Here is a 26,304-nt window from a genome sequence, read left to right as displayed (position 1 = left end):
AACGGGCGGACGAACTTTGCCGGCGAGTCTGCCCGTTCTCACTACCCGTCAGTAAGGTGTGCGGCTGTGACCAGTCGATTCACCTCAACCCCCACCCGCCGCTCGGTCGTCAAGGCCGCTGCCGCCACCGCTGTCGTCGCCGCGCCCCTGGTGGCCGGCGCGACCGCCGCCGTCGCCGACACCGCGTCGTCGGCCCCCGCCTTCCTGCACGGCGTCGCCTCGGGCGACCCGCTGCCCGACGGGATCCTGCTGTGGACCCGGGTCACCCCCGTCCCCGAGGCCGTGCCGGGCTCCGGCAAGGGCCCGGACACGGACGTCTCTTGGGAGATAGCCGAGGACAAGGGCTTCACGCGGATCGTCGCCAAGGGCGTCACCACCGCGACCGCCGCCTCGGACCACACCGTCCGGGCCGATGTGCGCGGTCTGCGTCCCGCGACGCCGTACTGGTACCGCTTCACGGCGGGCGCCACCGTCTCCCCCGTGGCCCGTACGCTCACCGCCCCCGCCACGGACGCGGCGGCCGCCAACGTCCGCTTCGGCGTGGTCTCCTGCTCCAACTGGGAGTCCGGCTACTTCTCGGCGTACCGCCACCTCGCCGCCCGCTCCGACCTGGACGCGGTACTGCACCTGGGCGACTACATCTACGAGTACGCGACCGGTGTCTACCCGGCGGCCAAGTACGTCGTACGACAGCATGAGCCCACGCACGAGATCATCGACCTCGCCGACTACCGCACCCGGCACGGCCAGTACAAGGGCGACGCCGACACCCAGGCGATGCACCACGCGCACCCGATGATCGCGATCTGGGACGACCACGAGTTCGCCAACGACGCCTGGAACGGCGGGGCCGAGAACCACACGCCGGGCGTCGAGGGCGACTGGTCGGACCGGGTGGCCGCCGCCAAGCAGGCCTACTTCGAGTGGATGCCGGTCCGCCCGTCGATCGCGGGCACCACCTACCGCCGTATCCAGTACGGCAAGCTGGCCGATCTGCACCTCCTGGACCTGCGCTCCTTCCGCTCCCAGCAGGCGAAGGCGGGCAGCGGCAAGGTCGACGACCCGGACCGTACGATCACCGGCCGGGCCCAGCTGGACTGGCTCAAGAGCGGGCTCTCGCAGTCGCAGGCCGCCTGGAAGCTGGTCGGCAACCCGGTGATGATCTCGCCGGTCGCCTTCGGCTCGCTCCCGGCCGAACTGACCGCACCCATCGCGGAGTTGCTCGGCCTGCCCCGGGAGGGCATCGCCATCAACGTCGACCAGTGGGACGGCTACACGGACGACCGCCGTGAGCTCCTGAGCCACCTGGTGGACAACGGCATCTCCAACACCGTCTTCCTCACCGGTGACATCCACATGGCGTGGGCCAACGACGTACCGGTGAAGGCGGGCACGTACCCGCTGTCGAAGTCGGCGGCCACGGAGTTCGTGGTGACCTCCGTGACCTCGGACAACCTCGACGACACCCTGCACGTGCCCGCGCACACGGTCTCGCTGGTCGCGGCCGCCGCGGTCAAGGCCGCCAACCGCCATGTGAAGTGGGTCGACATGGACGGGCACGGTTACGGCGTCCTGGACGTCACCGCCCAGCGCTCGCAGATGGACTACTACTCGCTGTCCGACAAGCGCAGGCGCGACGCGACGTCCTCGTGGACCCGCTCGTACCGGACACTGAACGGCACCCAGAAGGCCGAGCGGGTCTACTCGCCCGTCGTCTGAGACGCGGACTACAGCGTTTCGAGGAAGGCTAGCGCGGTCCGCCAGCTCTGCTCGGCGGCCGCCTCGTCGTAGTCCGCGAGCCCGGGGTCGGTGTAGAGGTGCCCCGCCCCCGGGTACCGGTAGATCTCCGCGTCGGCGCCGATCCGGCCCATCCGCAGGTACCAGGTGTTCAGCCAGTCGTGCGTCTCGAACGGGTCCGGGTCCGCCACGTGCAGTTGTACGGGCAGCTCGTCCACCGAGGCGTCCTCGGCGATGTCGGCGGTGCCGTGGAAGAGCAGCAGGGCGCGCGCCTTCTCGTCGCCGAGCGCCAGGGTCTGGGCGAGCGAGCCGCCGAGCGAGAACCCGGCGTAGACCAGACCCTCGTCGGAGTGCGGGGCGGCGGCCAGGATCGCCCGCTTGAGCAGCTCGTCGTTGCCGATCTCGTCGCGGATCGTCATGCCCTCCTCCACGGTCTCGGCGGTACGGCCGTCGTAGAGGTCGGGCACGTGCACCACGTGTCCGGCGGCGCGCAGCCGCTCGACCGCCTCGTGCACGGCGGGCCGCAGGCCGTACGCCGAATGGAAAAGCATGATGTTCATGGGGCCATGGTGCCAGCTACGGTCGGGGGCATGGAGAACGTGCTGCGCCCGTTGATCGTGATCGGCGGCTCGGTCGTGCTCACGCTGGCCCTGGTGTGGCTGGCCGACCGACTGCTGCGACGTGCCGACGCCCGGCACAGCGAGACCCCGCTGTGGGGCCTGCTGCGCCGCTGCCGCGTCCCCTTGCAGGTAGTGGTCCTGGCCGCGCTCCTGAGAGGCACGTACCTCCAGATCAAATGGCGGCCGGTCGAGGACCACGAGGAGGGCCTGGGACAGACGCTCTCGCTGGTCCTGATCGGCGCGAGCGCCTGGCTGGTGGTACGGATCGCGGCGGCGGTCGTCGAGGCCTCGTACGCCCGTTACGCGGCCTCCGCGCTGGATCCCGCGCGAGTGCGCCGGGTGCGTACGCAGGTGACGCTGATCCAGCGCGTGGTGACGGCGGTCGTGGGCGTGGTCGCGGCGGCGTCGATGCTGCTGACGTTCCCGGCGATGCGGACGGCCGGGACCTCGCTGCTCGCCTCGGCGGGCATCATCGGCATCGTGGCCGGTGTGGCCGCCCAGTCGACGCTCGGCAACCTCTTCGCGGGGCTGCAGATCGCGTTCGGCGACATGGTGCGGATCGGGGACACGGTGGTCGTGGACGGCGAGTGGGGCGTGGTCGAGGAGATCACGCTGACCTTCCTCGCGGTCCGCACCTGGGACGAGCGCCGCCTGACCATGCCGGTCTCGTACTTCACCAGCAAGCCGTTCCAGAACTGGTCGCGCGGCGGGGTGCAGATGACCGGCACGGTCTTCTTCCACCTCGACCACTCGGCGCCCATAGCGCTGATGCGCGAGCAACTGGCGGACATCCTGCGCGAGTGCCCCGCCTGGGACGGCCGCGACAGCGCCCTGGCCGTCACGGACACCACCCCGTCCACGATCGTGGTCCGCGCGACGGTCACGGCGAAGGACGCGAGCGACATCTGGACGGTCCGCGTGACGGTCCGAGAACAAATGATCACGTGGCTGCACACGTACCACCCGTACGCCCTGCCCCGAATCGCAACGGCGGAAGCGGACGAGCAGGGCTGAACCCGTACCCCCTAGGGGCGCGGGGAACTGCGCGACAAGCCCCCACGGTCCGCAGACGAACAGGGGGTTCGGGGGCGAAGCCCCCGACGTCACCGCAGGCTGCGGACATCCAGCTGGCGGAGGACCCGGTCCACGATCTCCGGGTCCGCGCCCGGCTCACTGCGCGCGGACAGCACTTCATGCCGCGCCGCAGACATCATCTCCCGCTGAATCCGCTGCACCGTCCGCAACCGCGACACCCGCTTCGCGTACGCCTCCCGCCGCTCCTCGTCCACCATGTCCGGACTGATCCGCGCCCCCACGTCGTACGCCCTGCGCAGCAGCTGCTCCATGACCTCCTCCGGCAGCTCCTCCACGTCCTCGATCTCCCGCAGCCGCCGCTTCGCGGCCTTCGCCGCGCGGATCGCGAGCTCGCGCTCCAGCGCCCGCTCGGCGTCGGTGTCGGCCCGTACGCCGAGCCGCCGCACCAGGGACGGCAGGGTCAGCCCCTGGAACACCAGCGTCGTCATGATCACGCAGAAGGCGATGAACACGATCTCGTCGCGCCCGGGGAAGGGCGAGCCGTCGTCGGTCTTGAACGGGATGGCGAGGGCGAGCGCCACCGAGGCCACGCCGCGCATCCCGGCCCACCACATGACGATGGTCTCCCGCCAGCTGGTGGGGATCTCCTCGTCGTAGTCCCGCCGCGTGTGCAGCCGCTTGGCGAGCCAGGTCGCGGGCATCAGCCACAGCAGCCGTACGCCCACCACGACCCCGACGACCGCCGCGCCCCAGCCCGCCATCTCGCCCACGCGGCCGGTCGCGGTGCCGAACACGTTGTGCAGTTCGAGGCCGATGAGACCGAACGCGATCCCGGTGACCAGCGTGTCGACGATCTGCCAGAACGTGGCCCCCGCGAGCCGCCCCTGCACATCGTCGGCGTCGAGCGTGTGCTCGGCCAGGAACAGCGCGAGGGTGAGCACCGCGAGCACCCCGGACCCGCCGAACTCCTCGGCCAGTACGTACCCCACGAACGGCACCAGAAGGGTCAGCCCGATCTGGAGCGTGGCGTCGTCGAGCAGGCCCATCAACTTGTTGGCGGCCCAGCCGAGTACGAGCCCGACGGCGACGGCCACCACGGCCGAGAGCACCAGCTCGCCCACCGCGTCGGGCCAGGAGAAGTCGCCGCTGACCGCTGCGGCGATGGCCACGTGGTACAGCACGATCGCGGTGACGTCGTTGAACAGCCCCTCGCCCTCCAGGATCGACACCAGCCGGCGGGGCAGCCCCAGCGAGCCCGCGACGGCGGTGGCGGCGACCGGGTCGGGCGGTGCGACGAGGGCGCCGAGCGCGACGGCGGCGGCGATCGGCAGCCCCGGCACGACCGCCTGCGCGACGGCCGCCACGGCTGCCGTGGTGACGAACACCAGCGCCACGGCGAGCAGCAGGATCGGCCGTACGTTGGCCGCGAACTGCCGCCAGGACGTGCGCTGTACGGAGGCGTACAGCAGCGGCGGCAGCACGAGCGGAAGGATGTAGTCCGGCGGAACGGCGACGTTCGGCACGACCGGGATCAGGGCGAGGACGCCGCCGAGCACGGTCATCAGGACCGGCGCGGGCAGCCCGAGCCGGTCGCCGATCGGAACCGTGACCACCGCGCCGAGCAGCAGCACGAACAGCAGGGCCAGCTGATCCACGGATGCCCTCCGGGCGACGATCCGATCAAGACCCTCAGCGTGCCACGAACCCCCCAGGGACGGCGTCAGGCTGTGGACCGTGCGTGGCTGATCGCGCAGTTCCCCGCGCCCCTAGGAGGGCCCGAAGGGCCCATTAAGGGGCGCGGGGAACTGCGCGACCGGCCCCCACCGGCCCGCAGACGAATCCTCAGCACGCGCGCAGCGCCAAAGCGCCTTCCGCATGGCCACATGCGGCATCCCCGCATCGGGGAACTCGGGCACACCCTGCTCCACGACGAAGACCTCCCGGCGTACCGCGAAGCACGCCTGGAGGTCACCCGGGCCGTCGACGACCCGGACGGCGAACGCCGTCACTCGCTCTCCGCGCGGATCACGTCCAGCGCGTGCTGGAGGTCGTCCGGGTAGCGGCTCTCGAACTCGACCCACTCGCCGTCGCCGGGGTGCGTGAAGCCGAGGCGCACGGCGTGCAGCCACTGCCGGGTCAGGCCGAGGCGCTTGGCGATGGTGGGGTCCGCGCCGTACGTCAGGTCGCCCACGCAGGGGTGGCGGTGGGCGGACATGTGCACGCGGATCTGGTGCGTGCGGCCCGTCTCCAGCTTGATGTCCAGCAGCGACGCCGCCCGGAACGCCTCGATCAGGTCGTAGTGCGTCACGGACGCCTTGCCCTCGGCCGTGACCGCCCACTTGTAGTCGTGGTTCGGGTGGCGCCCGATGGGGGCGTCGATCGTGCCGCTCATCGGGTCCGGGTGGCCCTGGACCAGGGCGTGGTAGCGCTTGTCGACGGTCCGCTCGCGGAACTGCTGCTTCAGCGAGGTGTACGCCCGCTCCGACTTGGCGACGACCATCAGGCCCGAGGTGCCCACGTCGAGGCGGTGGACGATGCCCTGGCGCTCGGCCGCGCCCGAGGTCGAGATCCGGTACCCGGCCGCCGCGAGGCCGCCGATGACCGTCGTCCCGGTCCAGCCCGGGCTCGGGTGGGCGGCGACGCCGACCGGCTTCACGATCACGACGATGTCGTCGTCGTCGTGGACGATCTCCATGCCCTCGACCGGCTCGGCCACGATCTGCACCGGCGCGGGCGCCTGGGGCATCTCGACCTCCAGCCACGCACCCCCGTGCACCCGCTCGGACTTGCCCACCACCGAGCCGTCGACCAGGACCTTCCCCGCGGCGGCGAGCTCGGCCGCCTTCGTACGGGAGAACCCGAACATGCGGGAGATGGCGGCGTCGACGCGCTCGCCCTCAAGGCCGTCGGGAACGGGCAAGGTGCGGATCTCGGGAATCGTACTCACCCGTCGAGTATGCCTTGTCGCACCGACAACCCCGTTCGCACCGGGTTGTGGATCAGTCCTTGTGGACCGTTTCAGTCCTTGTGGACCGTTCCGTCCGGGTCCAGACCCCGGAACGAGAGGATCACGATCAGGAAGCCGCCGCACACGATCGCGGAGTCGGCCAGGTTGAAGACCGCGAAGCCCTTGGGGGCGATGAAGTCGACCACAGCGCCCTCGAAGACGCCCGGGGAGCGGAAGATCCGGTCCGTGAGGTTGCCGAGCGCACCGCCGAGGAGCAGGCCGAGCGCGATCGCCCACGGCAGGCTGTAGAGCTTGCGGGCGAGCCGGAAGATCACCACGATGACGGTCGCCGCGATGACCGTGAAGATCACCGTGAACGCCTCGCCCATACCGAACGCGGCACCCGGGTTCCGGATCGCCTCCAGCTTCAGCAGATCGCCGAAGACCTCGATCGGCTCGTGGTGCTCCAGCCTGGCCACCACGAGCATCTTGCTGCCGAGGTCGAGGAGGAACGCGAAGAGCGCCACCGCGAACAGCACGGCGATCCTGCGCCTACCCCTGGGCCGCTCGGCGGGGACAGCGGCCTCGTCGGGCCCGTCTACGTCCGGCGTTCCGATGATGCGCTCCGCTTCGGCCACGTGAGTCCCTCAACCAAACCTAGGTACCTGACTGAGGACGAGGGTACGACACACGCGTACGGAGTCAGCCCCGCCGTTCCTGCTTCTGCTTGTCCTCGACGCAGAGGGTCGCGCGCGGGAACGCCTGCATCCGCGCCTTGCCGATCGGATTGCCGCAGACCTCGCAGTAGCCGTACGTACCGGCGTCCAGGCGCTCAAGCGCCCGCTCGGTCTGCTCCAGCATCTCGCGCGCGTTGGCGGCGAGCGCCATCTCGTGTTCGCGGGTGATGTTCTTGGTACCGGTGTCGGCGTCGTCGTCGCCCGCGCCGTCCCCGGAGTCGCGCATCAGGCCGTTCAGGGCCTGCTCGGAGTTCTCGATCTCGCTGCGCAGCCGCAGCACCTCGCTGGAGAGCTCGTTACGGGCCTCGGCGACCTCCGCCGGGGTCCACGGGTCCTCGCCGGGCCGCACCGGCAGCACACCGGGCACGGCCGAGTCGACGGCCCGCGCCTTGGGTACGGTCGACGCCGCCGTGGACTTCCTGGCCGGCGCCCCGCCCGCCGTGTTCTTGGCAACCACCTTGTTGGCTCCCCTCTGCTCCGCGGCCTGGGCCGCCCCCTTGGCCGCGGTGGCGACCTTCTTCGCTGCCCCACCGGCAGCCTTGCCCGGCAGCGCCTTCTTGGCGGACGCCGTCTTCTTGGCGGCAGCCTTCTCGGCCCCGGTCGCCTTTTCAACAGCGGCCTTTTTGGACGCGGCCTTCTTGGCCACGGCTTTCTTGGCCGGAGCCTTCTTGGCCGCGGCCTTCTTGGTCCCGGCCTCTTCGGCCGCGGCCTTCTTTGCCGCCGCCTTCTTCGGCGCGGTCTTCTTGACGGCGGCCTTCTTGGTCGCGGCCTTCGTGGCCGAGGTCTTCTTGGCCGCGGCCTTCTTCGGGGCCGACGCCTTCGCGGCCGCAGCCTGCTTGCTGGAAGAGCGTGTTGTGGCCGCCCCCTTCACGGCGTCCTTGGACGCCACCGTGGCCGCGGCCTGAACGGCGTCCTCGGACGCCAACGCGGTCTTCTTCGCCACCATGGCCGCGGCCCCTTCACATATTGTGATCTTGCTCGCGAATCGTGCTGGGACGATAAATCGACCCCAGGCCCGCGGCAACGGGGCACGCCGCCGGTCCGGCCCCGCCACGCACGCCCGGAGACGAACCTGCATCCGTTGTGCCCAGCTCTGTGGCCCGTAATCCGCCACACGGGCGGAGCCGGACTCCGCCCGGCCACGTATGGCCATTCGGGTCATCTGCGCACGCGGGGGCACCGTCCGGTGGACCGCCGGTCCCGGTCCGCCGAAAACCGGTCGGCCGCTGTCGGTGCGGGCCCGTACACTGGGCGCAGCGAGAGGCGCGAATGGGACGAGTAGCGTCGTACGCAGCCAAGAGCGATCCGGGGACGGTGGGAGCCCGGAGGCGAGCGCGATGTGAAGATCACCCCGGAGCCGCCGGAAGAAAGCGACCGTCCAGCGGGAGCGAGTAGAACCGGCTTCGCACCCCAATGAGGGGGCGGTGTTCCGCACACCGCCAAGGAGGGTGGTACCGCGGGAGCGCACAGCTCTCGTCCCTCCGACGGAAACGTACGACGATCCGCCGGAGGATGAACGGATGTCGCAGTACCGCCAGGTGCCCGCCCAGGTCGACCTGCCCGCTCTTGAGCACGCCGTGCTCGACTTCTGGGAGCAGTCGAAGGTCTTCTCCAAGAGCCTCGAACAGTCCGAGGGCCGCCCCGAGTGGGTCTTCTACGAGGGCCCGCCGACCGCCAACGGCATGCCCGGTGCCCACCACATCGAGGCCCGCGTCTTCAAGGACGTCTTCCCGCGCTTCCGGACCATGCAGGGCTACCACGTGGCCCGCAAGGCCGGCTGGGACTGCCACGGCCTGCCGGTCGAGCTCGCCGTCGAGAAGGAGCTCGGCTTCAACGGCAAGAAGGACATCGAGGCGTACGGCATCGCCGAGTTCAACGCCAAGTGCCGCGAGTCCGTGACCCGCCACACCGACGCCTTCGCCGAGCTCACGACCCGTATGGGCTACTGGGTCGACCTCGACGACGCCTACCGGACGATGGACCCCGAGTACGTCGAGTCCGTCTGGTGGTCGCTGAAGGAGATCTTCAACAAGGGCCTGCTCACCCAGGACCACCGCGTCGCCCCCTGGTGCCCGCGCTGCGGCACCGGCCTGTCGGACCACGAGCTGGCGCAGGGCTACGAGACGGTCGTCGACCCCTCGGTCTTCGTCCGCTTCCCGCTCACCGGCGGCCCGCTGGCGGGCGAGGCCGCGCTCCTGGTGTGGACGACGACCCCGTGGACCCTGGTGTCCAACACGGCGGTCGCGGCCCACCCCGAGGTCACCTATGTGGTCGCCACCAACGGCGAGGAGAAGCTGGTCGTCGCCCAGCCGCTCCTGGAGAAGGCGCTCGGCGAGGGCTGGGAGGCCACCGGGCAGACCTTCACCGGCGCCGAGATGGAGCGCTGGACCTACCAGCGCCCCTTCGAGCTGGTCGAGTTCCCGGCGCCCGCCCACTACGTGGTGAACGCCGACTACGTCACGACCGAGGACGGTACGGGTCTGGTCCACCAGTCCCCCGCCTTCGGCGCCGACGACCTCCTGGTCTGCAAGGCGTACGACCTGCCGGTGGTGAACCCGGTCCGCCCCGACGGCACCTTCGAGGAGGACGTCCCGCTGGTCGGCGGCGTCTTCTTCAAGAAGGCCGACGAGAAGCTCACCCAGGACCTGGCCGACCGCGGTCTGCTCTTCCGCCATGTGCCGTACGAGCACAGCTACCCGCACTGCTGGCGCTGCCACACCGCGCTGCTCTACTACGCGCAGCCGTCCTGGTACATCCGCACCACCGCCGTCAAGGACGCGATGCTGCGGGAGAACGAGAAGACCAACTGGTTCCCGGACTCGGTCAAGCAGGGCCGCTTCGGCGACTGGCTGAACAACAACATCGACTGGGCGCTCTCCCGCAACCGCTACTGGGGCACCCCGCTGCCGATCTGGCGCTGCGAGGACGACCACCTCACCTGCGTCGGCTCGCGCGCCGAGCTCTCCGAGCTGTCCGGCCAGGACCACACCGAGCTGGACCCGCACCGCCCGTACATCGACGACGTCACCTTCACCTGCACGGCCGAGGGCTGCTCGCACACCGCGGTCCGCGTCCCCGAGGTCATCGACGCCTGGTACGACTCGGGCTCGATGCCGTTCGCGCAGTGGGGCTACCCGTACAAGAACAAGGAGCTGTTCGAGAGCCGCTACCCGGCGCAGTTCATCTCCGAGGCGATCGACCAGACGCGTGGCTGGTTCTACACGCTGATGGCGGTCGGCACGCTCGTCTTCGACAAGTCGAGTTACGAGAACGTCGTCTGCCTGGGCCACATCCTCGCCGAGGACGGCCGCAAGATGTCCAAGCACCTGGGCAACATCCTGCAGCCGATCCCGCTGATGGACCAGCACGGCGCGGACGCGGTGCGCTGGTTCATGGCGGCCGGCGGCTCCCCGTGGGCGGCCCGTCGCGTCGGCCACGGCACCATCCAGGAAGTCGTCCGCAAGACGCTCCTGACGTACTGGAACACGGTGGCCTTCCAGGCCCTGTACGCCCGTACGTCCGAGTGGGCGCCCAGCGCGGCCGACCCGGCCCCGGCCGACCGCACGGTCCTGGACCGCTGGCTGCTGAGCGAGCTGAACGCGCTGGTCGACCAGGTGACGCAGGCCCTGGAGGCCTACGACACCCAGCGCGCGGGCAAGCTCCTGTCGGCGTTCGTGGACGACTTGTCCAACTGGTACGTACGCCGTTCGCGGCGCCGGTTCTGGCAGGGCGACAAGGCGGCGCTGCGCACGCTGCACGACGTGGTGGAGACCGTCACGCGGCTGCTGGCCCCGCTGACGCCGTTCATCACCGAGCGGGTGTGGCAGGACATGGTGGTGCCGGTGACGCCGGACGCGCCGGAGTCCGTGCACCTGTCGTCGTGGCCGAAGGCGGACGCGTCGGCGATCGACCCGACGCTGTCGCAGCAGATGCTGCTCGTGCGCCGTCTTGTGGAGCTGGGCCGCGCCACGCGCGCGGAGTCGGGCGTCAAGACGCGCCAGCCGCTGTCGCGCGCGCTGGTCGCGGTGGCGGGCTTCGAGTCCCTCTCGCCCGAGCTGCACGCGCAGATCACGGAGGAGCTCAACGTCTCGTCCCTGGCGTCCCTGTCCGAGGTGGGCGGCTCGCTGGTCGACACCACGGCCAAGGCCAACTTCCGTGCCCTGGGCAAGCGGTTCGGCAAGGGCGTCCAGGACGTGGCCAAGGCGGTCGCGGCGGCGGACGCGGCGGCGCTGTCGGCGTCCCTGCGGGACAGGGGTTCGGCGTCGGTGTCGGTGAACGGCGAGGACGTGGTGCTGGCCCCCGACGAGGTGATCATCACGGAGACCCCGCGTGAGGGGTGGTCGGTGGCGTCGGACTCCGGCGCGACGGTCGCGCTCGACCTGGAGATCACTCCGGAGCTGCGGCTCGCGGGTCTCGCGCGTGACGCGATCCGGCTGATCCAGGAGGCTCGCAAGAACAGCGGGCTCGATGTGGCGGACCGGATCGCGGTGCGGTGGTCGTCGTCCGACGCGTCGGTCGTCTCGGCGCTCTCCGCTCACGCGGAGCTGATCGCGGACGAGGTTCTGGCGACGGACTACGCGGCCGGCTCGGCGGACGACACGTACGGCGCCCCGTTCACGGACGAGGCCCTGTCGCTGACGTTCCGCCTCCGCAAGGCGTAGCCCCCGGCCGAGAGCGGCCCGCTTCCCCGTATGCCGGGGCGGCGGGCCGCTTTGTTGTCTCTGCAGGCCGGTGGGGGCTTGTCGCGCAGTTCCCCGCGCCCCTAGGTATTCAGGGGCGCGGGGAACTGCGCGAGCAACCCAGCACGGTCCGCACCCGACCAGTTCCCTCGGAGAGTTTCGGGAAGGGGCGGGGTGGGGGCCAACAAAAAGGGCCGGGCCCCCGGAGAAATCCGGGGGCCCGGCCCTTAGCCTGCCGACGGCTACGCGCGCGTCACGCGCGTACCGCCCGTCAGTTGTCGTCCTCGTCGATCAGGAAGCCGCGCATCGGGGACGGAGCCTGCTGCATCGGCGACGGGCCCTGCGGCCGCACCGGCGCCATCGGCTGCGTCATCGCGGGCGACATCTGCTGCTGCCCGCCGTACGACGGCGCGCCGCCCATCGACGGCTGGCCGCCCATGGTGTGCCCCATCGAGCCCGCACCGGCCGACGCCATCGACCCGCTCATCTGCGGGGCCGGCGGCAGCGACGCGGTCGCCGGGGTACGCGGCGGAGCCAGCGAGTCGTCCGCCTGGGTCTCCAGCTGACGCAGCTGCGACTCCAGGTAGGACTTCAGGCGCGTACGGTACTCGCGCTCGAAGCCGCGCAGGTCCTCGACCTTGCGCTCAAGGGTGGCGCGGGCGGACTCCAGGGAGCCCATCGCGACGCGGTGCTTCTCCTGCGCGTCCCGCTCCAGCGCGTCCGCCTTGGCGCGGGCGTCCCGCTCCAGGCCCTCGGCACGCGACCGGGCCTCGCCGACGATCTTGTTGGCCTCGGAGCGGGCCTCGGCGATCGCCTGGTCGGCGGTCTGCTGGGCCAGCGAGAGGACACGCGCGGCACTGTCGCCGCCGGGGCCCTGGCCGGGCTGCGCCAGCTGCGGGCCGTGACCGCCCATGGGGCCGCCCATCGGCTGGCCCATGGGGCCCTGGCCGAGCTGGTTCTGGCCCATCGGACCCTGCCCCATGGGGCCCTGGCCCATCGGACCCTGGCCGAGCTGGTTCTGGCCCATCTGGTTCTGGCCCATCGGACCCTGGCCCATGGGGCCCTGGCCGAGCTGGTTCTGGCCCATGGGGCCCTGGCCGTGCTGGCCCTGCGGGCCGTGGCCACCGGGGCCGGCCGGCAGCTGCGGGGCGCCGCTCGGCAGCTGGGGCGGGCCCATCTGCGGCTGCTGCTGCACCTGCGGCGGTCCGGATATGGCGGCGGGCACGGGAGCGCCCGGGCCTCGCTGGTCCTGCGGCTCCGGCTTGCGCATGCCCTGCTGCTGGTTCTGCGCGGCGGCACGCGTCGCGGCGGCCAGCTTGGCGCGCAGGTCCTCGTTCTCGCGCAGCAGGCGGGTCAGTTCGGCTTCGACCTCGTCCAGGAACGCATCGACCTCGTCCTCGTCATAGCCTTCTCGGAGGCGGACGGTCGTGAACTGCTTGTTCCGCACGTCCTCAGGGGTCAGCGGCATCTCTTCTTCACCTCTACGTAGTCGTCGGCAGTCGGCAGGAACCCGTATCGCTCACATCTATCTCCCCACGCTGGTGACGATGGAGATCAGGATGTAGACGATGATCATCAGAACGAAGAAGGACAGGTCGAGTGCCACGCCCCCGAGACGCAGCGGCGGAATGAACCGCCGCAGAAGCTTGAGCGGTGGATCGGTGACAGTGTAGGTGGCCTCAAGAACGACCACCATCGCCTTGCCGGGTTGCCATGAGCGGGCGAACTGCAAGACGTAGTCCATGACGAGCCGGAAGATCAGCACGATGAGGAAGCACATCAGCGCGATGTAGACCACCTGTAGTGCGACGCCCATCTCGCGCTTCCCTCTCCCCTTGCACTCAATGCCCCGGCCCCTTGGCCGGTTCGTTCCCGGTGTCGTGTTCTCAGCTCTGGTTGAAGAAACCGCCCTCTGCGATACGGGCCTTGTCCTCCGCCGTGACATCGACGTTAGCAGGCGACAACAGGAACACCTTCTGCGTCACCCGTTCAATGCTGCCGTGCAAACCAAACACGAGTCCGGCGGCAAAGTCGACAAGTCGCTTCGCATCCGTGTCGTCCATCTCGGTGAGATTCATGATCACAGGCGTGCCCTCGCGGAAGTGTTCCCCGATGGTACGGGCCTCGTTGTAGGTCCGCGGGTGCAGCGTGGTGATGCGGTAGGGCTCTCGCTCGGACACGACCTTGGGCATGATCACCGGTGCGTTCTTCTCCAGGCTCGGACGTTCAGGTGTGATGGACGCCACGGGGGCGATTCGCGCCGGACGCCCTGATTCCGCAGCCAGCGCGGCCACATGGGCCACCGGCTCGCGCTGGGCGGGCGGTTGTGCAACTCGTACCGGTTCGTCCCGTTCGACCTGGTGCGGGGGCTGATGCCGCCGACGGTCGGGCTCCGGCTCGGGTTCGAACTCGTCATCGGGGTCGAACCCCGGGCCGTCGTACCCGTCGTCCTCCACGAGACCGAGGTAGACCGCCATCTTGCGCATCGCGCCGGCCATTCTCCGATTCCTCCGCTCTGTGGTGGATCGCCCTTGTAGCCATATGTCGCAGTGTCACCAAGTGCCCACGATCCACTAGGTCTGCCCACCGAAGAGTGGGAATGACCATATTTTCTGCTGTGGTCCGACTTGCTTCGCGACGTTACCCGAGCCTGGGTCGGACTCCGAGTACCGCCGTACCGACGCGTACATGTGTCGCTCCGGCCGCAACAGCCTCTTCGAGGTCCGCACTCATCCCTGCTGACACCATGTTCGCAGCCGGATGGGCGCGGCGCAGGTCAGTCGACAAATCCATCAGCCGCTCGAACGCGGCCCGTTGCCTGTCCGCGTACTCGCCCGCCAGCGGCGCCACCGTCATCAGACCGTCCAGGCGCAGACCGGGCGCGTCCGCCATAAGTCGGGCCAACTCCTCGATTCCGTCCGGGGCGACGCCCCCGCGGTCGCCCCGCGCGCCCGACTCCGCGTCAAGGGCGACCTGGATCAGGCACCCCACCTCCCGCTCCGCCTTCACGGCGGCGGCGGACAGGGCGGTGACCAGCCGGTCCCGGTCGACGGACTGCACCACATCCGCGTAACCCACCACGGAACGGACCTTGTTCGTCTGGAGCTGCCCGACGAAGTGCCAGCGCAGTCCGTCGAGGTCGGCGCAGGCGGCGACCTTGGGGGCCGCGTCCTGGTCCCGGTTCTCGGCGACCTGACGGACGCCCAGTTCATGGAGGAGCCGTACGTCGTCGGCGGGGTAGGTCTTGGTGACGACGATGAGCGTCACCTCGTCCCGCTTGCGCCCGGCGGCCGCACAGGCCGAGGCGATACGTTCCTCCACCTGGGCCAGATTCGCGGCGAGTTCCGCCTTACGGTCCGTCATGCCCACTTCCTTCCCCCTCGGCGTCCAGCCAGACGTACCCGGCGAGCCGGCCGGTGGTGCGGTCGCGGCGGTACGAGAAGTGGTCGCGCGATTCCAGGGTGCACACCGCGGATGCCTGCCGGTCGCTCACGCCGAGTGCTTCGAGCTGGGCGTGCACCCCGGCGGTGACGTCCACCGCGGGCGTTCCCCAGCTGGTCTCGGACCGGGCGGCCGGTTCGGCCAGGGCGACCTCGTCCCGCATGGCGGCCGGGACTTCGTAGCACCGCCCGCACACCGCGGGCCCCGTCCGCGCGGTGATCCGGGACGGCTCGGCGCCGAGCGAGATCATCGCCCGTACCGCCGCGGGCACCACGCCCGCGACCATCCCGGGCCGCCCCGCGTGCGCGGCGGCCACCACCCCCGCGACCGGGTCGGCGAGCAGAACGGGTGTGCAGTCGGCGGTCAGGACCGCGAGGGCGAGCCCGCGACGGGCCGTCACCACCGCGTCCACCGACGGAATCTCGGCGTCCGCACCCCACGGCCCGTCCACCACGGCGACGTCCGGCCCGTGCACCTGGTTCATCCAGACCACCTGGCCGGGGTCGAGCCCCAGCGACTTGGCGGCGAGCTCGCGGTTGGTCCGCACCGACGCCGGGTCGTCGCCGACCGCCCCGCCGAGGTTGAGCTCCTCGTACGGAGCGGCGCTCACCCCGCCCCACCGGTCGGTGAAGGCGAAGTGCGCGCCGCTCACGAGCAAGTGCTGCCCTATCACTTCAAGAAGTCCGGGACATCCAGCTCTTCGGCCTGGCTGTCCTGGTACGGGCGGGCCGTCGGCACGTGCGGCGGGTTGGCCTCGGCGACCGGCGCGGGGTCGACCGGCGCGGGCGCCGGGGTGTCCTCGCGGGCGCTGACCGTGCCGAGTCCGCCGAGCGGGCGCTCGGTGGCGCGCACCGGCGTGGGCTCCTCGCGCTTGGCGCCGGCGCTGCCGAGGACGTTGTCCCGGCGGGCCGGCGGCTGTCCGCCGTCGAACCCGGCCGCGATGACCGTGACCCGGACCTCGTCGCCGAGCGCGTCGTCGATGACCGCGCCGAAGATGATGTTGGCCTCGGGGTGGGCGGCCTCGCTGACCAGCTGGGCGGCCTCGTTGATCTCGAACAGGCCGAGGTCCGAGCCGCCGGAGATGGAGAGCAGCACGCCACGGGCGCCGTCGATGGACGCCTCCAGGAGCGGCGAGGAGATCGCCATCTCGGCGGCGGCCACCGCGCGGTCGTCGCCGCGCGCCGAGCCGATGCCCATGAGCGCCGAACCGGCCTCGGACATGACCGACTTGACGTCGGCGAAGTCGAGGTTGATCAGGCCCGGGGTGGTGATCAGGTCGGTGATGCCCTGGACGCCGGAGAGCAGCACCTGGTCGGCCGACTTGAACGCGTCGAGCACCGAGACCTGGCGGTCCGAGATGGACAGCAGCCGGTCGTTGGGGATGACGATGAGGGTGTCGACCTCTTCGCGGAGCTCGGCGATGCCGTCCTCCGCCTGGTTGGCGCGACGGCGGCCCTCGAAGGTGAACGGCCGGGTGACCACACCGATCGTGAGGGCGCCGAGCGAGCGCGCGATGTTGGCGACGACGGGCGCGCCGCCGGTGCCGGTGCCACCGCCTTCGCCCGCGGTGACGAAGACCATGTCGGCCCCCTTGAGGACCTCCTCGATCTCCTCGCGGTGGTCCTCTGCCGCCTTGCGCCCGACTGCCGGGTTGGCTCCGGCCCCGAGGCCGCGGGTGAGTTCACGGCCGACGTCGAGCTTGACGTCGGCGTCGCTCATCAACAGAGCTTGTGCGTCGGTGTTGATCGCGATGAACTCGACGCCCTTGAGACCGACCTCGATCATTCGGTTGATGGCATTGACACCACCGCCGCCGACACCGATGACCTTGATGACTGCGAGGTAGTTCTGCGGTGCTGCCACGTCGAAGGCCTCTCGCCTCGAGTTACGGGTCGTCACGTGCGGTTGCCGCACGGCGACGACGACTGCCGATGTGGGACGGTCCGAACGCCGACCCGAACCCTAACGTTGAAGTTTAGGGTTACCAATGTGTCTGTTCCCTGGACTCTTCCGAACAGGACACTAAGTCGACAAGTGGCGCACGTTCAACGAACACGCCGAACCTCCCGTTTTTCTTTTCACCCTATGTGATCACCCGTAGCGATGACCAACCAGGGTGCTGGCCAGCGCAGATGTGCGTCAACTCCCCGATACCGCAGGGGCGGTGGGCGCACTCACATCGAAGTACCGCGCCCTGGCCGCCGCTTTCATGAGGGCGACCAGGGTACGGGCCTTGAGTTCGCCGTCCTCGTCACTGCCCCACAGGACGGTACGCCCGCGGCTCAACTCCAGGGAGACGGCGTCGTAGGAGGTGACTCGTACCAGCCGGGTGTCCTTGGCCACCGGCGCCGGGAGTTCGCCCGTGACCTTCACCGCCTCGCGCAGCAGCGCGTCGACCGGAAACCGGCGCAGACTGGGCGAGTTGTCCGGGTTCAGGTCGAGCAGCGGTACGCCCGCGGGCGCCTTGGTCACCGTGGCGAACCGCACACCCTTGGCGTCCACTTCGACGAACTTCGCGCCTTTTCGCATGAGGAGTACGGGCTTTCGCTCGGTCACCTCCAGCGTGATGCCGTGCGGCCAGGAGCGGCCGACGTCCACCGAGTCGATCCTCGGCAGCGCGCGCAGCAGCCGCGCCTCGATCGCCCCCGTGTCGACCGAGACCAGCGGCGAGCCGACGGGCACCTTCGCGGCCGCCTCGACCTCGGCGGTGCTCAACACCTCGGTCCCGGTGGTCTTCACCCGCTCGACCCGCAGCCACGTGGAGCCGTAGAGCACCCAGGTGACGGCGGCGCCGAGCACCACGACGGCGGCCAGGATCAGCAGCGCCCGGGGCCGCAGCGGCAGCCGGAGGCGGCCGCTGCCGGGACGCCGGGGGCCGGACGGGCCGGACTTCTTCGCCTGTCCCGCCCCGCGTCGAGCGGTCGCCTGTCCGGCCACGGTCCCCTGCCTTCTGCCGCTCCGTCAGCGCGCGGCGATCGCCTCGTACACCATGCCGACGAGCAGGTCGTCGGCGTCGCGGCGGCCGAACTCGCTGGCCGCGCGCGACATCTCGTAGAGCCGGTGCGGGTCGGCGAGCACGGGCAGGACCTGGCCCTGCACCCACTCGGGGGTGAGCTCGGCGTCGTCGACCAGCAGACCGCCGCCCGCCTTCACCACCGGCTGGGCGTTGAGCCGCTGTTCGCCGTTGCCGATCGGCAGCGGTACATAGGCGGCGGGCAGCCCGACGGCGGAGAGTTCGGCGACGGTCATCGCGCCCGCGCGGCAGAGCATCATGTCGGCCGCGGCGTACGCGAGATCCATCCGGTCCACGTACGGTACCGGGATGTACGGCGGCATTCCGGGCATGTTGTCGGCGCGCGGCAGCTCGTTCTTCGGGCCGACCGCGTGCAGGATCTGGATGCCGGAGCGCTGGAGGACCGGCGCGACCTGCTGGATGACCTCGTTGAGGCGGCGGGCGCCCTGCGAGCCGCCGGAGACGAGCAGCGTCGGCAGGTTGGGGTCGAGCCCGAACGCGGCGCGCGCCTCGGGGCGGACCCGGGCGCGGTCGAGGGTGGCGATGGAGTGCCGCAGCGGGATGCCGATGTAGCGGGCGCCGCGCAGCTTGCTGTCGGGCGTGGCGACGGCCACCCCGGCCGCGTACCGCGAGCCGATCTTGTTGGCCAGGCCCGGGCGGGCGTTGGCCTCGTGGACCACGATCGGCACCCCGAGGCGCTTGGCCGCGAGGTAGCCGGGCAGCGCGACATAGCCGCCGAAGCCGACGACGCAGTCCGCCTTGGTGCGCTCCAGGATCTGCTCGGCGGCCTTGATGGTGCCGCGCAGCCGCCCCGGGACGGTGATCAGTTCGGGGGTGGGCCTGCGGGGCAGCGGGACGGCCGGGATGAGCGCGAGTTCATAGCCCCGCTCGGGGACCAGCCGCGTCTCCAGGCCCTTCTCCGTGCCGAGGGCCGTGATCCCCACGGTCGGGTCCTGCCTGCGCAGGGCGTCCGCGAGGGCGAGCGCGGGCTCGATGTGGCCGGCGGTCCCCCCACCGGCGAGTACGACATGCACCGAAATTCACCGCTCTCCGGACGGACGCTTCTTGACGCGCCGTCTCATCGACTTCCAACTCACCCGAGGCTGCCGCATGGCCAGCGCCGCCCGCGCCGCGGGGTCGTCCCGCGCGAACGCGATCAGCAGCCCCACGGCGAACATGGTCGGCAGCAACGCGGACCCACCGTAGGAGAACAGCGGGAGCGGGACACCGGCGATCGGCAGCAGGCCGAGCACCGCACCGATGTTGATCACGGCCTGGGCCACGATCCAGGTGGTCACACCTCCCGCGGCGTACCTCACGAAGGGGTCCTCCGTGCGTCCGGCCACGCGGATACCCGCATAGCCTAGAGCCGCGAACAGGGCGAGCACCGACAATGTCCCCGCCAGGCCCAGTTCCTCACCGGTGATGGCGAAGATGAAGTCGGTGTGCGGTTCGGGGAGTTGACCCCATTTTTCCACACTCGCGCCCAGGCCGGAACCGAACCATCCGCCCGACGCGAGCGCGTAGATTCCATGGACCGCCTGCCAGCACTTGTCCTGCGGACCGGGGTCGGTGGCGCCGATGCAGGCGAGCCGGCCCATCCGGTTGGGGCTGGTCTTGATGAAGAGCACCGCGAGCGCTCCGGCCACCGAGAGGACACCCGCGAAGAGCCGGGTGGGGGCCCCGGCGAGCCAGAGCAGACCGAAGAGAATGGCCGAGAGAATCATGGTGGTGCCCATGTCGCCGCCGAGCATGATCAGCCCGAGCAGCAGGAAGGCGACCGGGACCAGCGGCACCAGCATGTGCTTCCACTGGGTGAGCAACCGTTTGTCCTGCTTGCGGGCGAGCAGGTCGGCGCCCCACAGGACCAGCGCGAGCTTGCCGAACTCGCTGGGCTGGAGCTGGAACGGGCCGCCCAGATAGATCCAGTTCTGGTTGCCGTTGACCCGCATCCCTATCCCGGGGATCTGCACGATGATCATCAGGAAGACGGTCACGACCAGGATCGGGTACGCCAGCGCCCGGTGCAGTTTGAGGGGCATCCGGGCGGCCGCCGCCATCAGCGCCCCGCCGATCATCGCGGCGAGGAACTGCTTGCGGAAGAAGTACGAGGCCGGCAGCGAGAGCTCCAGGGCCTTGATCATCGAGGCCGAGTAGACCATCACCAGACCGAGCACGGTGATCAGCAGCGAGCTGCCGAGGATCAGGTAGTACGCGGTCAGCGGCCGGTCCCAGGCCCGCCGGACCTGCTCGAAGAGCCGCCTGGGGCCGCCCCGGGGGCTGCGGCCGGAGCCGGTGCTTCCGGTTCGCTTGACCGCCGGGCGCCGCACGGATCCGACGGCACGGCTGCGCAGTACGAGCCCGGGCGTGCTCGCTTCGGCCGGCATGTGTGCTGTCCCCTCCAGTCGTGCCCGGCGCCGCCGGTCCGCGGGACGGGTCCCGGCCGGCTAGGCGCGCTCGGCGGCGAGTTCGCGGACCGCTTCCGCGAACGCCTCGCCGCGCTTGTTGTAGTTGGTGAACATGTCCATCGAGGCGCAGGCCGGGGCCAGCAGGACGGTGTCCCCGGCCTTCGCGAGCCCGGCCGCCTCGCGGACCGCCGCGGACATCGCCCCAGTGTCGGTCCGGTCGAGGTCGACCACCGGTACCTCGGGCGCGTGTCGCGCCAGCGCTTCGGCGATCAGGTGCCGCTCGGCGCCGATCAGGACGACCCCGCGCAGGCGCTCCGCCGCATTGCGGACCAGCTCGTCGAAGGACGCGCCCTTGGCGAGCCCGCCGGCGATCCAGACGATCGACTCGTACGCGGCAAGCGACGCCTCGGCGGCGTGCGTGTTGGTCGCCTTGGAGTCGTCCACGTACGCGACGGCGTCGATGTCCTCGACGTGCGCGATCCGGTGCGCGTCCGGCGTGAACGCCCGCAGCCCGTCCCGTACGGCCTTGGGCTCGACGCCGAAGGCACGGGCCAGGGCGGCCGCCGCGAGGGCGTTGGCGATGTTGTGGGGGGCCGGCGGACTGACGTCCGCGACCTCGGCCAGCTCCTGGGCGTTCTTCTGCCGGTTGGCGACGAAGGCGCGGTCGACCAGGATGCCGTCCACGACCCCGAGCTGGGAGGGGCCGGGGGCGCCGAGGGTGAAGCCGATCGCCCGGCAGCCCTCCTCGACGTCCGCCTCGCGCACCAGGTCCTCGGTGGCAGGGTCGGCGACGTTGTAGACGCAGGCGACCGTGTTGCCCTCGTAGATCCGGCCCTTGTCGGCGGCGTACGCCTGCATGGAGCCGTGCCAGTCGAGGTGGTCCGGCGCCAGGTTGAGCACGGCGGCCGAGTGGGCGCGCAGCGAGGGCGCCCAGTGCAGCTGGTAGCTGGAGAGCTCCACGGCGAGGACGTCGTACGTCTCCTCGCCGAGCACCACGTCGATGATCGGGGTGCCGATGTTCCCGACGGCGGCGGTCCGCAGCCCCGCCGCGCGCAGGATCGAGGCGAGCATCTGCGTGGTGGTGGTCTTGCCGTTGGTGCCGGTGATCGCCAGCCACGGCGCCGCGCCCTCCCGTCGCCCACCACCGCCCTTACCGGACTGCGCTGCGCGCAGGCTCTCCCCGATGCCGCGCAGCCGCCAGGCGATCTCCACGTCGCCGACCACGTCGACGCCCGCCTCGGCGGCCGCCGCGAAGAGCGGGGAGTCGGGCTTCCAGCCGGGCGAGGTGACGACCAGGTCGGTCCCCTCGGGGAGCGTCGAGGCGTCCCCCAGGCGTACGGAGATACCTTCCTCCGCCAGGTCCGCCGCGCGCTCGCGGTGCGTACCGGAGTCGCCGCCGTCCACGACCGTGACCACGGCGCCGAGACCGGCCAGGGCGCGGGCGGCGCTGATGCCGCTCACCCCGAGACCGGCGACGGTGATCCGCCTGCCCTGCCAGCTCTGGCTCACTTGTCGGCTGCCCATCCCGCGTAGAAGAGTCCCAGACCCACGATGACGCACATGCCCTGGATGATCCAGAACCGGACCACCACAAGGACTTCGGACCACCCCTTGAGTTCGAAGTGGTGCTGGAGCGGCGCCATCCGGAAGACCCGCTTACCGGTCATCTTGAAGGAGCCGACCTGGATGACCACCGACATGGTGATCATCACGAAGAGGCCGCCGAGCAGCGCTATCAGGAACTCGGTCCGCGAGCAGATCGCGAGACCGGCGAGCGCGCCGCCGAGCGCGAGCGAGCCGGTGTCGCCCATGAAGATCTTGGCCGGTGAGGTGTTCCACCACAGGAAGCCGAAGCAGGAGCCCATCAGGGCCGAGGCGACCACCGCGAGGTCGAGGGGGTCGCGCACCTCGAAGCAGGCGTTGGGGTTGGTGAGGGTCTGCGCGTTGGCGCAGGACTCCTGGAACTGCCAGAGCCCGATGAACGTGTACGCACCGAAGACCATCACCGACGCGCCGGTGGCCAGACCGTCCAGACCGTCCGTCAGGTTCACGCCGTTGGACATGGCGAGAATCATGAACAGCGCCCAGACCACGAACAGGACCGGGCCGATCGTCCAGCCGAAGTCCGTGATGAACGACAGCTTGGTGGAGGCCGGGGTGTTGCCGCGGTGGTCGGCGAACTGGAGCGCCAGCACCGCGAAGGCGATGCCGACGATCAGCTGACCGGCCATCTTCGCCTTGGCGCGCAGACCCAGCGAACGCTGCTTGACGATCTTGATGTAGTCGTCCAGGAAGCCGACCAGGCCCATGCCGGCGGTCAGGAAGAGCACCAGCAGGCCCGAGAACGTCGGGTCCTCACTGGTGATCACCTTCGTGGCGGCGTACGCGATGAGCGTGGCCAGGATGAAGGCGATGCCACCCATGGTGGGTGTGCCCTTCTTCCCGGCGTGGCCGCGCGGGCCGTCGTCGCGGATGAACTGGCCGTAGCCCTTGCGGGCGAGCAGCTTGATGAGCAGCGGGGTGCCGACCAGGGTCAGGAAGAGACCGATGGCTCCCGCGAAGAGGATCTGCCTCATCGGGCGGCGACCTCGCCCTCGACGCCACCGTCGAGCAGCGCGAGTGCCACCCGTTCCAGGCCGATCGACCGCGATGCCTTCACCAGCACGACGTCTCCCGGGCGCAGTTCACTGCGCAGCAGGTCGACGGCCGCCTGTGCGTCGGACACGTGCACCGACTCCTCACCCCACGAACCCTCGTTATATGCGCCCAGTTGCAGCCAGGACGCTTCCCGGTCCCCGACTGCCACGAGCTTGCTGACGTTGAGCCGGACGGCGAGCCGTCCGACCGCGTCGTGCTCGGCGAGCGATTCGTCGCCGAGCTCGGCCATCGGACCGAGCACCGCCCACGTCCGTCGCCCCTTGCCCATGGCCGCGAGCGCGCGCAGGGCGGCTCGCATGGACTCGGGGTTCGCGTTGTAGGCGTCGTTGACGACTGTCACTCCGTCCGGACGCTCGGTGACCTCCATACGCCAGCGGGAGAGGGTGCCCGCCTCGGAGAGCGCGAGGGCGATCTCGTCCACAGGCATGCCCAGCTCATGGGCGACGGCGGCCGCGGCGAGCGCGTTCGACACGTGGTGCTCACCGTACAGGCGCAAGGTCACGTCACTGCACCCGGAGGGTGTGTGAAGCCTGAAGGAGGGCTGTCCGGCGTCTGTGAGCCGGACATTCTCGGCGCGTACGTCCGCGTCCTCGGCCTCGCCGAACAGCACGACGCGCGCCTTGGTGCGGGGCGCCATGGCCCGTACCAGCGGATCGTCCGCGTTGAGCACCGCGCAGCCGTCGGCCGGCAGGACCTCGACCAGCTCGCCCTTGGCCTCGGCGATCTGCTCGCGGCCGCCGAACTCGCCGATGTGGGCGGTCCCGACGTTGAGGACGAGTCCGATACGCGGCGGGGTCAGCCCGGTGAGGTAGCGGATGTGGCCGATTCCGCGCGCGCCCATCTCCAGGACCAGGTGGCGGGTCTCGGAGGTGGCGGTGAGCGCGGTGAGCGGCAGGCCGATCTCGTTGTTGAGCGAGCCGGGCGTGAAGACCGTCGGCGCGTGCCGCTGGAGCACCTGGGCGATCAGGTCCTTGGTGGACGTCTTGCCGGACGAGCCGGTGAGCGCGACCACGTCGGTGCCCAGGCGGCGCACGACCTCGCGGGCCAGCGCGCCGAGCGCGCCCTGGACGTCGTCGACCACGATCGCGGGCACGCCGACGGGACGGTCGGCCAGCACGGCCACCGCGCCCGCCTCGTACGCCACGCGCGCGTAGTCGTGGCCGTCGACGTGCTCGCCCGCGAAGGCGGCGAAGAGGGAACCGGGCGCCACCTGGCGGGAGTCGATGACGACGGAACCCGTGACCTGGACGGCCGGATCCGGTATGTCGCACGACTGCCCGCCGACGATGGCGGCGATCTCGGCGAGGGAGAGGGCGATCACTGCTTCATCCCTGACTGTTCTTGGCGGTGTTCGATCGGCGTTCTTCGATCGCGGCCCGGAGCACCAGGCGGTCGTCGAAGGGGCGGACCACTCCGGCGGTGTCCTGGCCCTGTTCATGGCCCTTGCCCGCGATCAGGACGGTGTCGCCCGGCTCGGCGCGGGCCACGGCCGCGGCGATGGCCGCGGCCCGGTCGGCCTCGACCACGACGTCGCCGCGCTCGTGCGCGGGCACTTCGGCGGCGCCCGCGAGCATGGCGGCGAGGATCGCGAGCGGGTCCTCGGAGCGGGGGTTGTCGGAGGTCAGCACGGCGGTGTCGGCGAGCCGTGCGGCGGCCGCACCCATCGGGCCGCGCTTGGTCTGGTCGCGGTCGCCGCCGCAGCCGAGCACGATGTGCAGCTTGCCCCGGGTGACCTTGCGCAGTGAGCGCAGAACCGATTCGACGGCGTCCGTCTTGTGCGCGTAGTCGACGACGGCCAGGAACTCCTGGCCCGCGTCCACCCGCTCCAGGCGGCCGGGCACGCCGGGCACGGCGGCCACGCCGTCGGCGGCGGTCTGCGGGTCGATGCCGACGGTGGCCAGCGTGACGATCGCGGCGAGGGTGTTGGCGACGTTGAAGGGGCCGGGCAGCGGGGCGGTGGCCGAGATCCGCTCGCCCTTGGGGCCGACGGCCGTGAAGGTGGAGCTGTCCTGGCGTACGTCCACGTCCTCGGCGCGCCAGTCGGCGTCCGGGTGGCCCTCGGCCGAGAAGGTGGTGACCGGGATGCCGGACTCGGCCACCAGCTTGCGGCCGTACTCGTCGTCGAAGTTCACCACGCCGAGCCGGGCGCGCTGCGGTGTGAACAGCTGCGCCTTGGCCCGGAAGTAGTCCTCCATGTCGGAGTGGAACTCCATGTGCTCCGGGCTCAGGTTGTTGAAGACGGCGACGTCGAAGACGCAGCCGTCGACCCGGCCGAGCACCAGGGCGTGGCTGGAGACCTCCATGGCGACCGACTCGACCCCGCGCTCGCGCATCACGGCGAACAGGGCCTGCAGATCGGTGGCTTCGGGGGTGGTGCGCTCGGACTTGATGCGCTCGTCGCCGATGCGGGTCTCGACGGTGCCGATCAGGCCCGTGTGGTGCCCGGCGCCGCGCAGCCCGCCCTCGACGAGGTACGCGGTGGTGGTCTTCCCGGAGGTCCCGGTGATGCCCAGCTGGAGCAGGTCGCGGCCGGGGTACCCGTAGATCTCGGCGGCCAGCTGCCCCATCACGGCGCGCGGGTCCGCGGTGACCAGCACCGGCAGGCCCGTGGCTGCGGCGCGGTCGGCGCCCGCCGGGTCGGTGAGGACGGCACTCGCGCCGAGGCCCGCGGCCTGGGCGGCGAAGTCGGCGCCGTGGAAGCGGGCGCCGGGCAGCGCGGCGTAGAGATCGCCGGGGCGGACCGCGCGGGAGTCGTGGGTGATGCCACTGACCTCGCCCGATCCTGGGTTCCCGGCGCCCAGCCGGTCGGCCAGCTCGCCCAGGGATGTCGGGCGGACCTGGTCCGGGCGGGGCGCTCCCGGCTGCTGCGCGGGGGTCTCCTGCGGGGCGGTTCGGTACTGATCAGCGTGTGGCACGGCGGTGAGCGTACCGGGCGTACCCGCCGGGTCGCCAAAAGAGGGGGGCGGGGCGTGGTGGTTGCGGTCCTGGTTCCCGGGACCGGGGGTGATGGTTGTCACTGATGGTTCCGG

General features: G+C 70.8%; 21 protein-coding genes. 3 read left to right on the top strand and 18 right to left on the bottom strand.

Going from position 1 to position 26,304, the window contains the following annotated elements; all coding sequences use genetic code 11:
- Positions 1-66: 66 nt before the first annotated feature.
- Positions 67-1,719, top strand: coding sequence for an alkaline phosphatase D family protein (locus ACT1U9_RS23330; protein WP_444534615.1), 1,653 nt, complete (start codon positions 67-69; stop codon positions 1,717-1,719).
- Between the two features lie 8 nt (positions 1,720-1,727).
- Here ACT1U9_RS23330 and ACT1U9_RS23325 read toward each other — a convergent pair whose 3' ends face one another.
- Entirely contained in the window at positions 1,728-2,297 is a 570-nt protein-coding gene (locus ACT1U9_RS23325; protein ID WP_444534614.1) for a dienelactone hydrolase family protein, read from the bottom strand.
- A gap of 30 nt (positions 2,298-2,327) precedes the next feature.
- On the opposite strand from ACT1U9_RS23325, the gene ACT1U9_RS23320 reads away from it, so the two are divergent.
- The gene (locus tag ACT1U9_RS23320) at positions 2,328-3,371 is read left to right on the top strand and encodes a mechanosensitive ion channel family protein (protein WP_444534613.1); all 1,044 of its coding nucleotides are present in this window, start codon (positions 2,328-2,330) and stop codon (positions 3,369-3,371) included.
- A gap of 89 nt (positions 3,372-3,460) precedes the next feature.
- Here ACT1U9_RS23320 and ACT1U9_RS23315 read toward each other — a convergent pair whose 3' ends face one another.
- The 4 genes from ACT1U9_RS23315 to ACT1U9_RS23300 form a co-directional block, all read right to left on the bottom strand.
- The gene (locus tag ACT1U9_RS23315; RefSeq protein ID WP_444534612.1) at positions 3,461-5,047 is read right to left on the bottom strand and encodes a Na+/H+ antiporter; all 1,587 of its coding nucleotides are present in this window, start codon (positions 5,045-5,047) and stop codon (positions 3,461-3,463) included.
- Between the two features lie 350 nt (positions 5,048-5,397).
- Positions 5,398-6,339, bottom strand: a complete 942-nt coding sequence (locus ACT1U9_RS23310) for an RluA family pseudouridine synthase (protein WP_188274133.1) — start codon at positions 6,337-6,339, stop codon at positions 5,398-5,400.
- A gap of 71 nt (positions 6,340-6,410) precedes the next feature.
- Positions 6,411-6,977 (bottom strand): signal peptidase II, encoded by a 567-nt coding sequence (lspA, locus tag ACT1U9_RS23305; RefSeq protein ID WP_188274132.1) that lies wholly within the window; start codon positions 6,975-6,977, stop codon positions 6,411-6,413.
- A 64-nt stretch (positions 6,978-7,041) separates the two neighbouring features.
- Positions 7,042-8,022, bottom strand: coding sequence for a TraR/DksA family transcriptional regulator (locus ACT1U9_RS23300; protein ID WP_444534611.1), 981 nt, complete (start codon positions 8,020-8,022; stop codon positions 7,042-7,044).
- Between the two features lie 574 nt (positions 8,023-8,596).
- Between ACT1U9_RS23300 and ileS the strand changes: the two genes are divergently transcribed.
- Complete coding sequence (gene ileS / locus ACT1U9_RS23295; protein ID WP_444534610.1) at positions 8,597-11,737, top strand: isoleucine--tRNA ligase; 3,141 nt, start codon at positions 8,597-8,599, stop codon at positions 11,735-11,737.
- Between the two features lie 289 nt (positions 11,738-12,026).
- Here ileS and ACT1U9_RS23290 read toward each other — a convergent pair whose 3' ends face one another.
- From ACT1U9_RS23290 to ACT1U9_RS23230, 13 genes are all read right to left on the bottom strand, one after another.
- On the bottom strand, positions 12,027-13,223 hold the full coding sequence (locus ACT1U9_RS23290; RefSeq protein WP_444534609.1) for a DivIVA domain-containing protein: 1,197 nt from the start codon (positions 13,221-13,223) through the stop codon (positions 12,027-12,029).
- Between the two features lie 57 nt (positions 13,224-13,280).
- Positions 13,281-13,571, bottom strand: a complete 291-nt coding sequence (locus ACT1U9_RS23285) for a YggT family protein (protein WP_188274128.1) — start codon at positions 13,569-13,571, stop codon at positions 13,281-13,283.
- Positions 13,572-13,641: 70 nt separating this feature from the next.
- Positions 13,642-14,253 carry a cell division protein SepF gene (locus ACT1U9_RS23280; RefSeq protein ID WP_444534608.1) on the bottom strand — a complete coding sequence of 204 codons (612 nt, stop codon included), beginning with the start codon at positions 14,251-14,253 and terminating at the stop codon, positions 13,642-13,644.
- 142 nt (positions 14,254-14,395) lie between these two features.
- Positions 14,396-15,118 carry a YggS family pyridoxal phosphate-dependent enzyme gene (locus ACT1U9_RS23275; RefSeq protein ID WP_444534607.1) on the bottom strand — a complete coding sequence of 241 codons (723 nt, stop codon included), beginning with the start codon at positions 15,116-15,118 and terminating at the stop codon, positions 14,396-14,398.
- Positions 15,105-15,848: a peptidoglycan editing factor PgeF gene (gene pgeF / locus ACT1U9_RS23270; protein WP_444534606.1), complete on the bottom strand. Its 744-nt coding sequence runs from the start codon at positions 15,846-15,848 to the stop codon at positions 15,105-15,107. The genes ACT1U9_RS23275 and pgeF overlap by 14 nt, the downstream gene beginning before the upstream one ends.
- Positions 15,849-15,865: 17 nt before the next feature.
- Positions 15,866-17,059 (bottom strand): cell division protein FtsZ, encoded by a 1,194-nt coding sequence (ftsZ, locus tag ACT1U9_RS23265; protein WP_361428129.1) that lies wholly within the window; start codon positions 17,057-17,059, stop codon positions 15,866-15,868.
- 276 nt (positions 17,060-17,335) lie between these two features.
- Positions 17,336-18,133, bottom strand: coding sequence for a cell division protein FtsQ/DivIB (locus tag ACT1U9_RS23260; RefSeq protein ID WP_444534605.1), 798 nt, complete (start codon positions 18,131-18,133; stop codon positions 17,336-17,338).
- Positions 18,134-18,157: 24 nt separating this feature from the next.
- A complete protein-coding gene (gene murG, locus ACT1U9_RS23255) occupies positions 18,158-19,243 on the bottom strand; it encodes an undecaprenyldiphospho-muramoylpentapeptide beta-N-acetylglucosaminyltransferase (RefSeq protein ID WP_188274122.1) in 1,086 nt (361 codons plus the stop codon).
- A gap of 6 nt (positions 19,244-19,249) precedes the next feature.
- A complete protein-coding gene (gene ftsW / locus ACT1U9_RS23250) occupies positions 19,250-20,596 on the bottom strand; it encodes a putative lipid II flippase FtsW (RefSeq protein ID WP_444534604.1) in 1,347 nt (448 codons plus the stop codon).
- A 60-nt stretch (positions 20,597-20,656) separates the two neighbouring features.
- Positions 20,657-22,141, bottom strand: coding sequence for a UDP-N-acetylmuramoyl-L-alanine--D-glutamate ligase (murD, locus tag ACT1U9_RS23245; protein ID WP_444534603.1), 1,485 nt, complete (start codon positions 22,139-22,141; stop codon positions 20,657-20,659).
- A complete protein-coding gene (gene mraY / locus ACT1U9_RS23240) occupies positions 22,123-23,193 on the bottom strand; it encodes a phospho-N-acetylmuramoyl-pentapeptide-transferase (protein ID WP_361428121.1) in 1,071 nt (356 codons plus the stop codon). Before mraY ends, murD begins: the two co-directional genes overlap by 19 nt.
- Positions 23,190-24,596, bottom strand: a complete 1,407-nt coding sequence (locus ACT1U9_RS23235; protein WP_444534602.1) for a UDP-N-acetylmuramoyl-tripeptide--D-alanyl-D-alanine ligase — start codon at positions 24,594-24,596, stop codon at positions 23,190-23,192. Before ACT1U9_RS23235 ends, mraY begins: the two co-directional genes overlap by 4 nt.
- 4 nt (positions 24,597-24,600) lie before the next feature.
- The gene (locus ACT1U9_RS23230) at positions 24,601-26,292 is read right to left on the bottom strand and encodes a UDP-N-acetylmuramoyl-L-alanyl-D-glutamate--2,6-diaminopimelate ligase (RefSeq protein WP_444534601.1); all 1,692 of its coding nucleotides are present in this window, start codon (positions 26,290-26,292) and stop codon (positions 24,601-24,603) included.
- Positions 26,293-26,304 lie beyond the last annotated feature (12 nt).

It is taken from the genome of Streptomyces sp. BR1, assembly GCF_052373795.1.
Lineage (GTDB): Bacteria > Actinomycetota > Actinomycetes > Streptomycetales > Streptomycetaceae > Streptomyces.
This window is presented reverse-complemented; position numbering and strand designations above follow the sequence as displayed.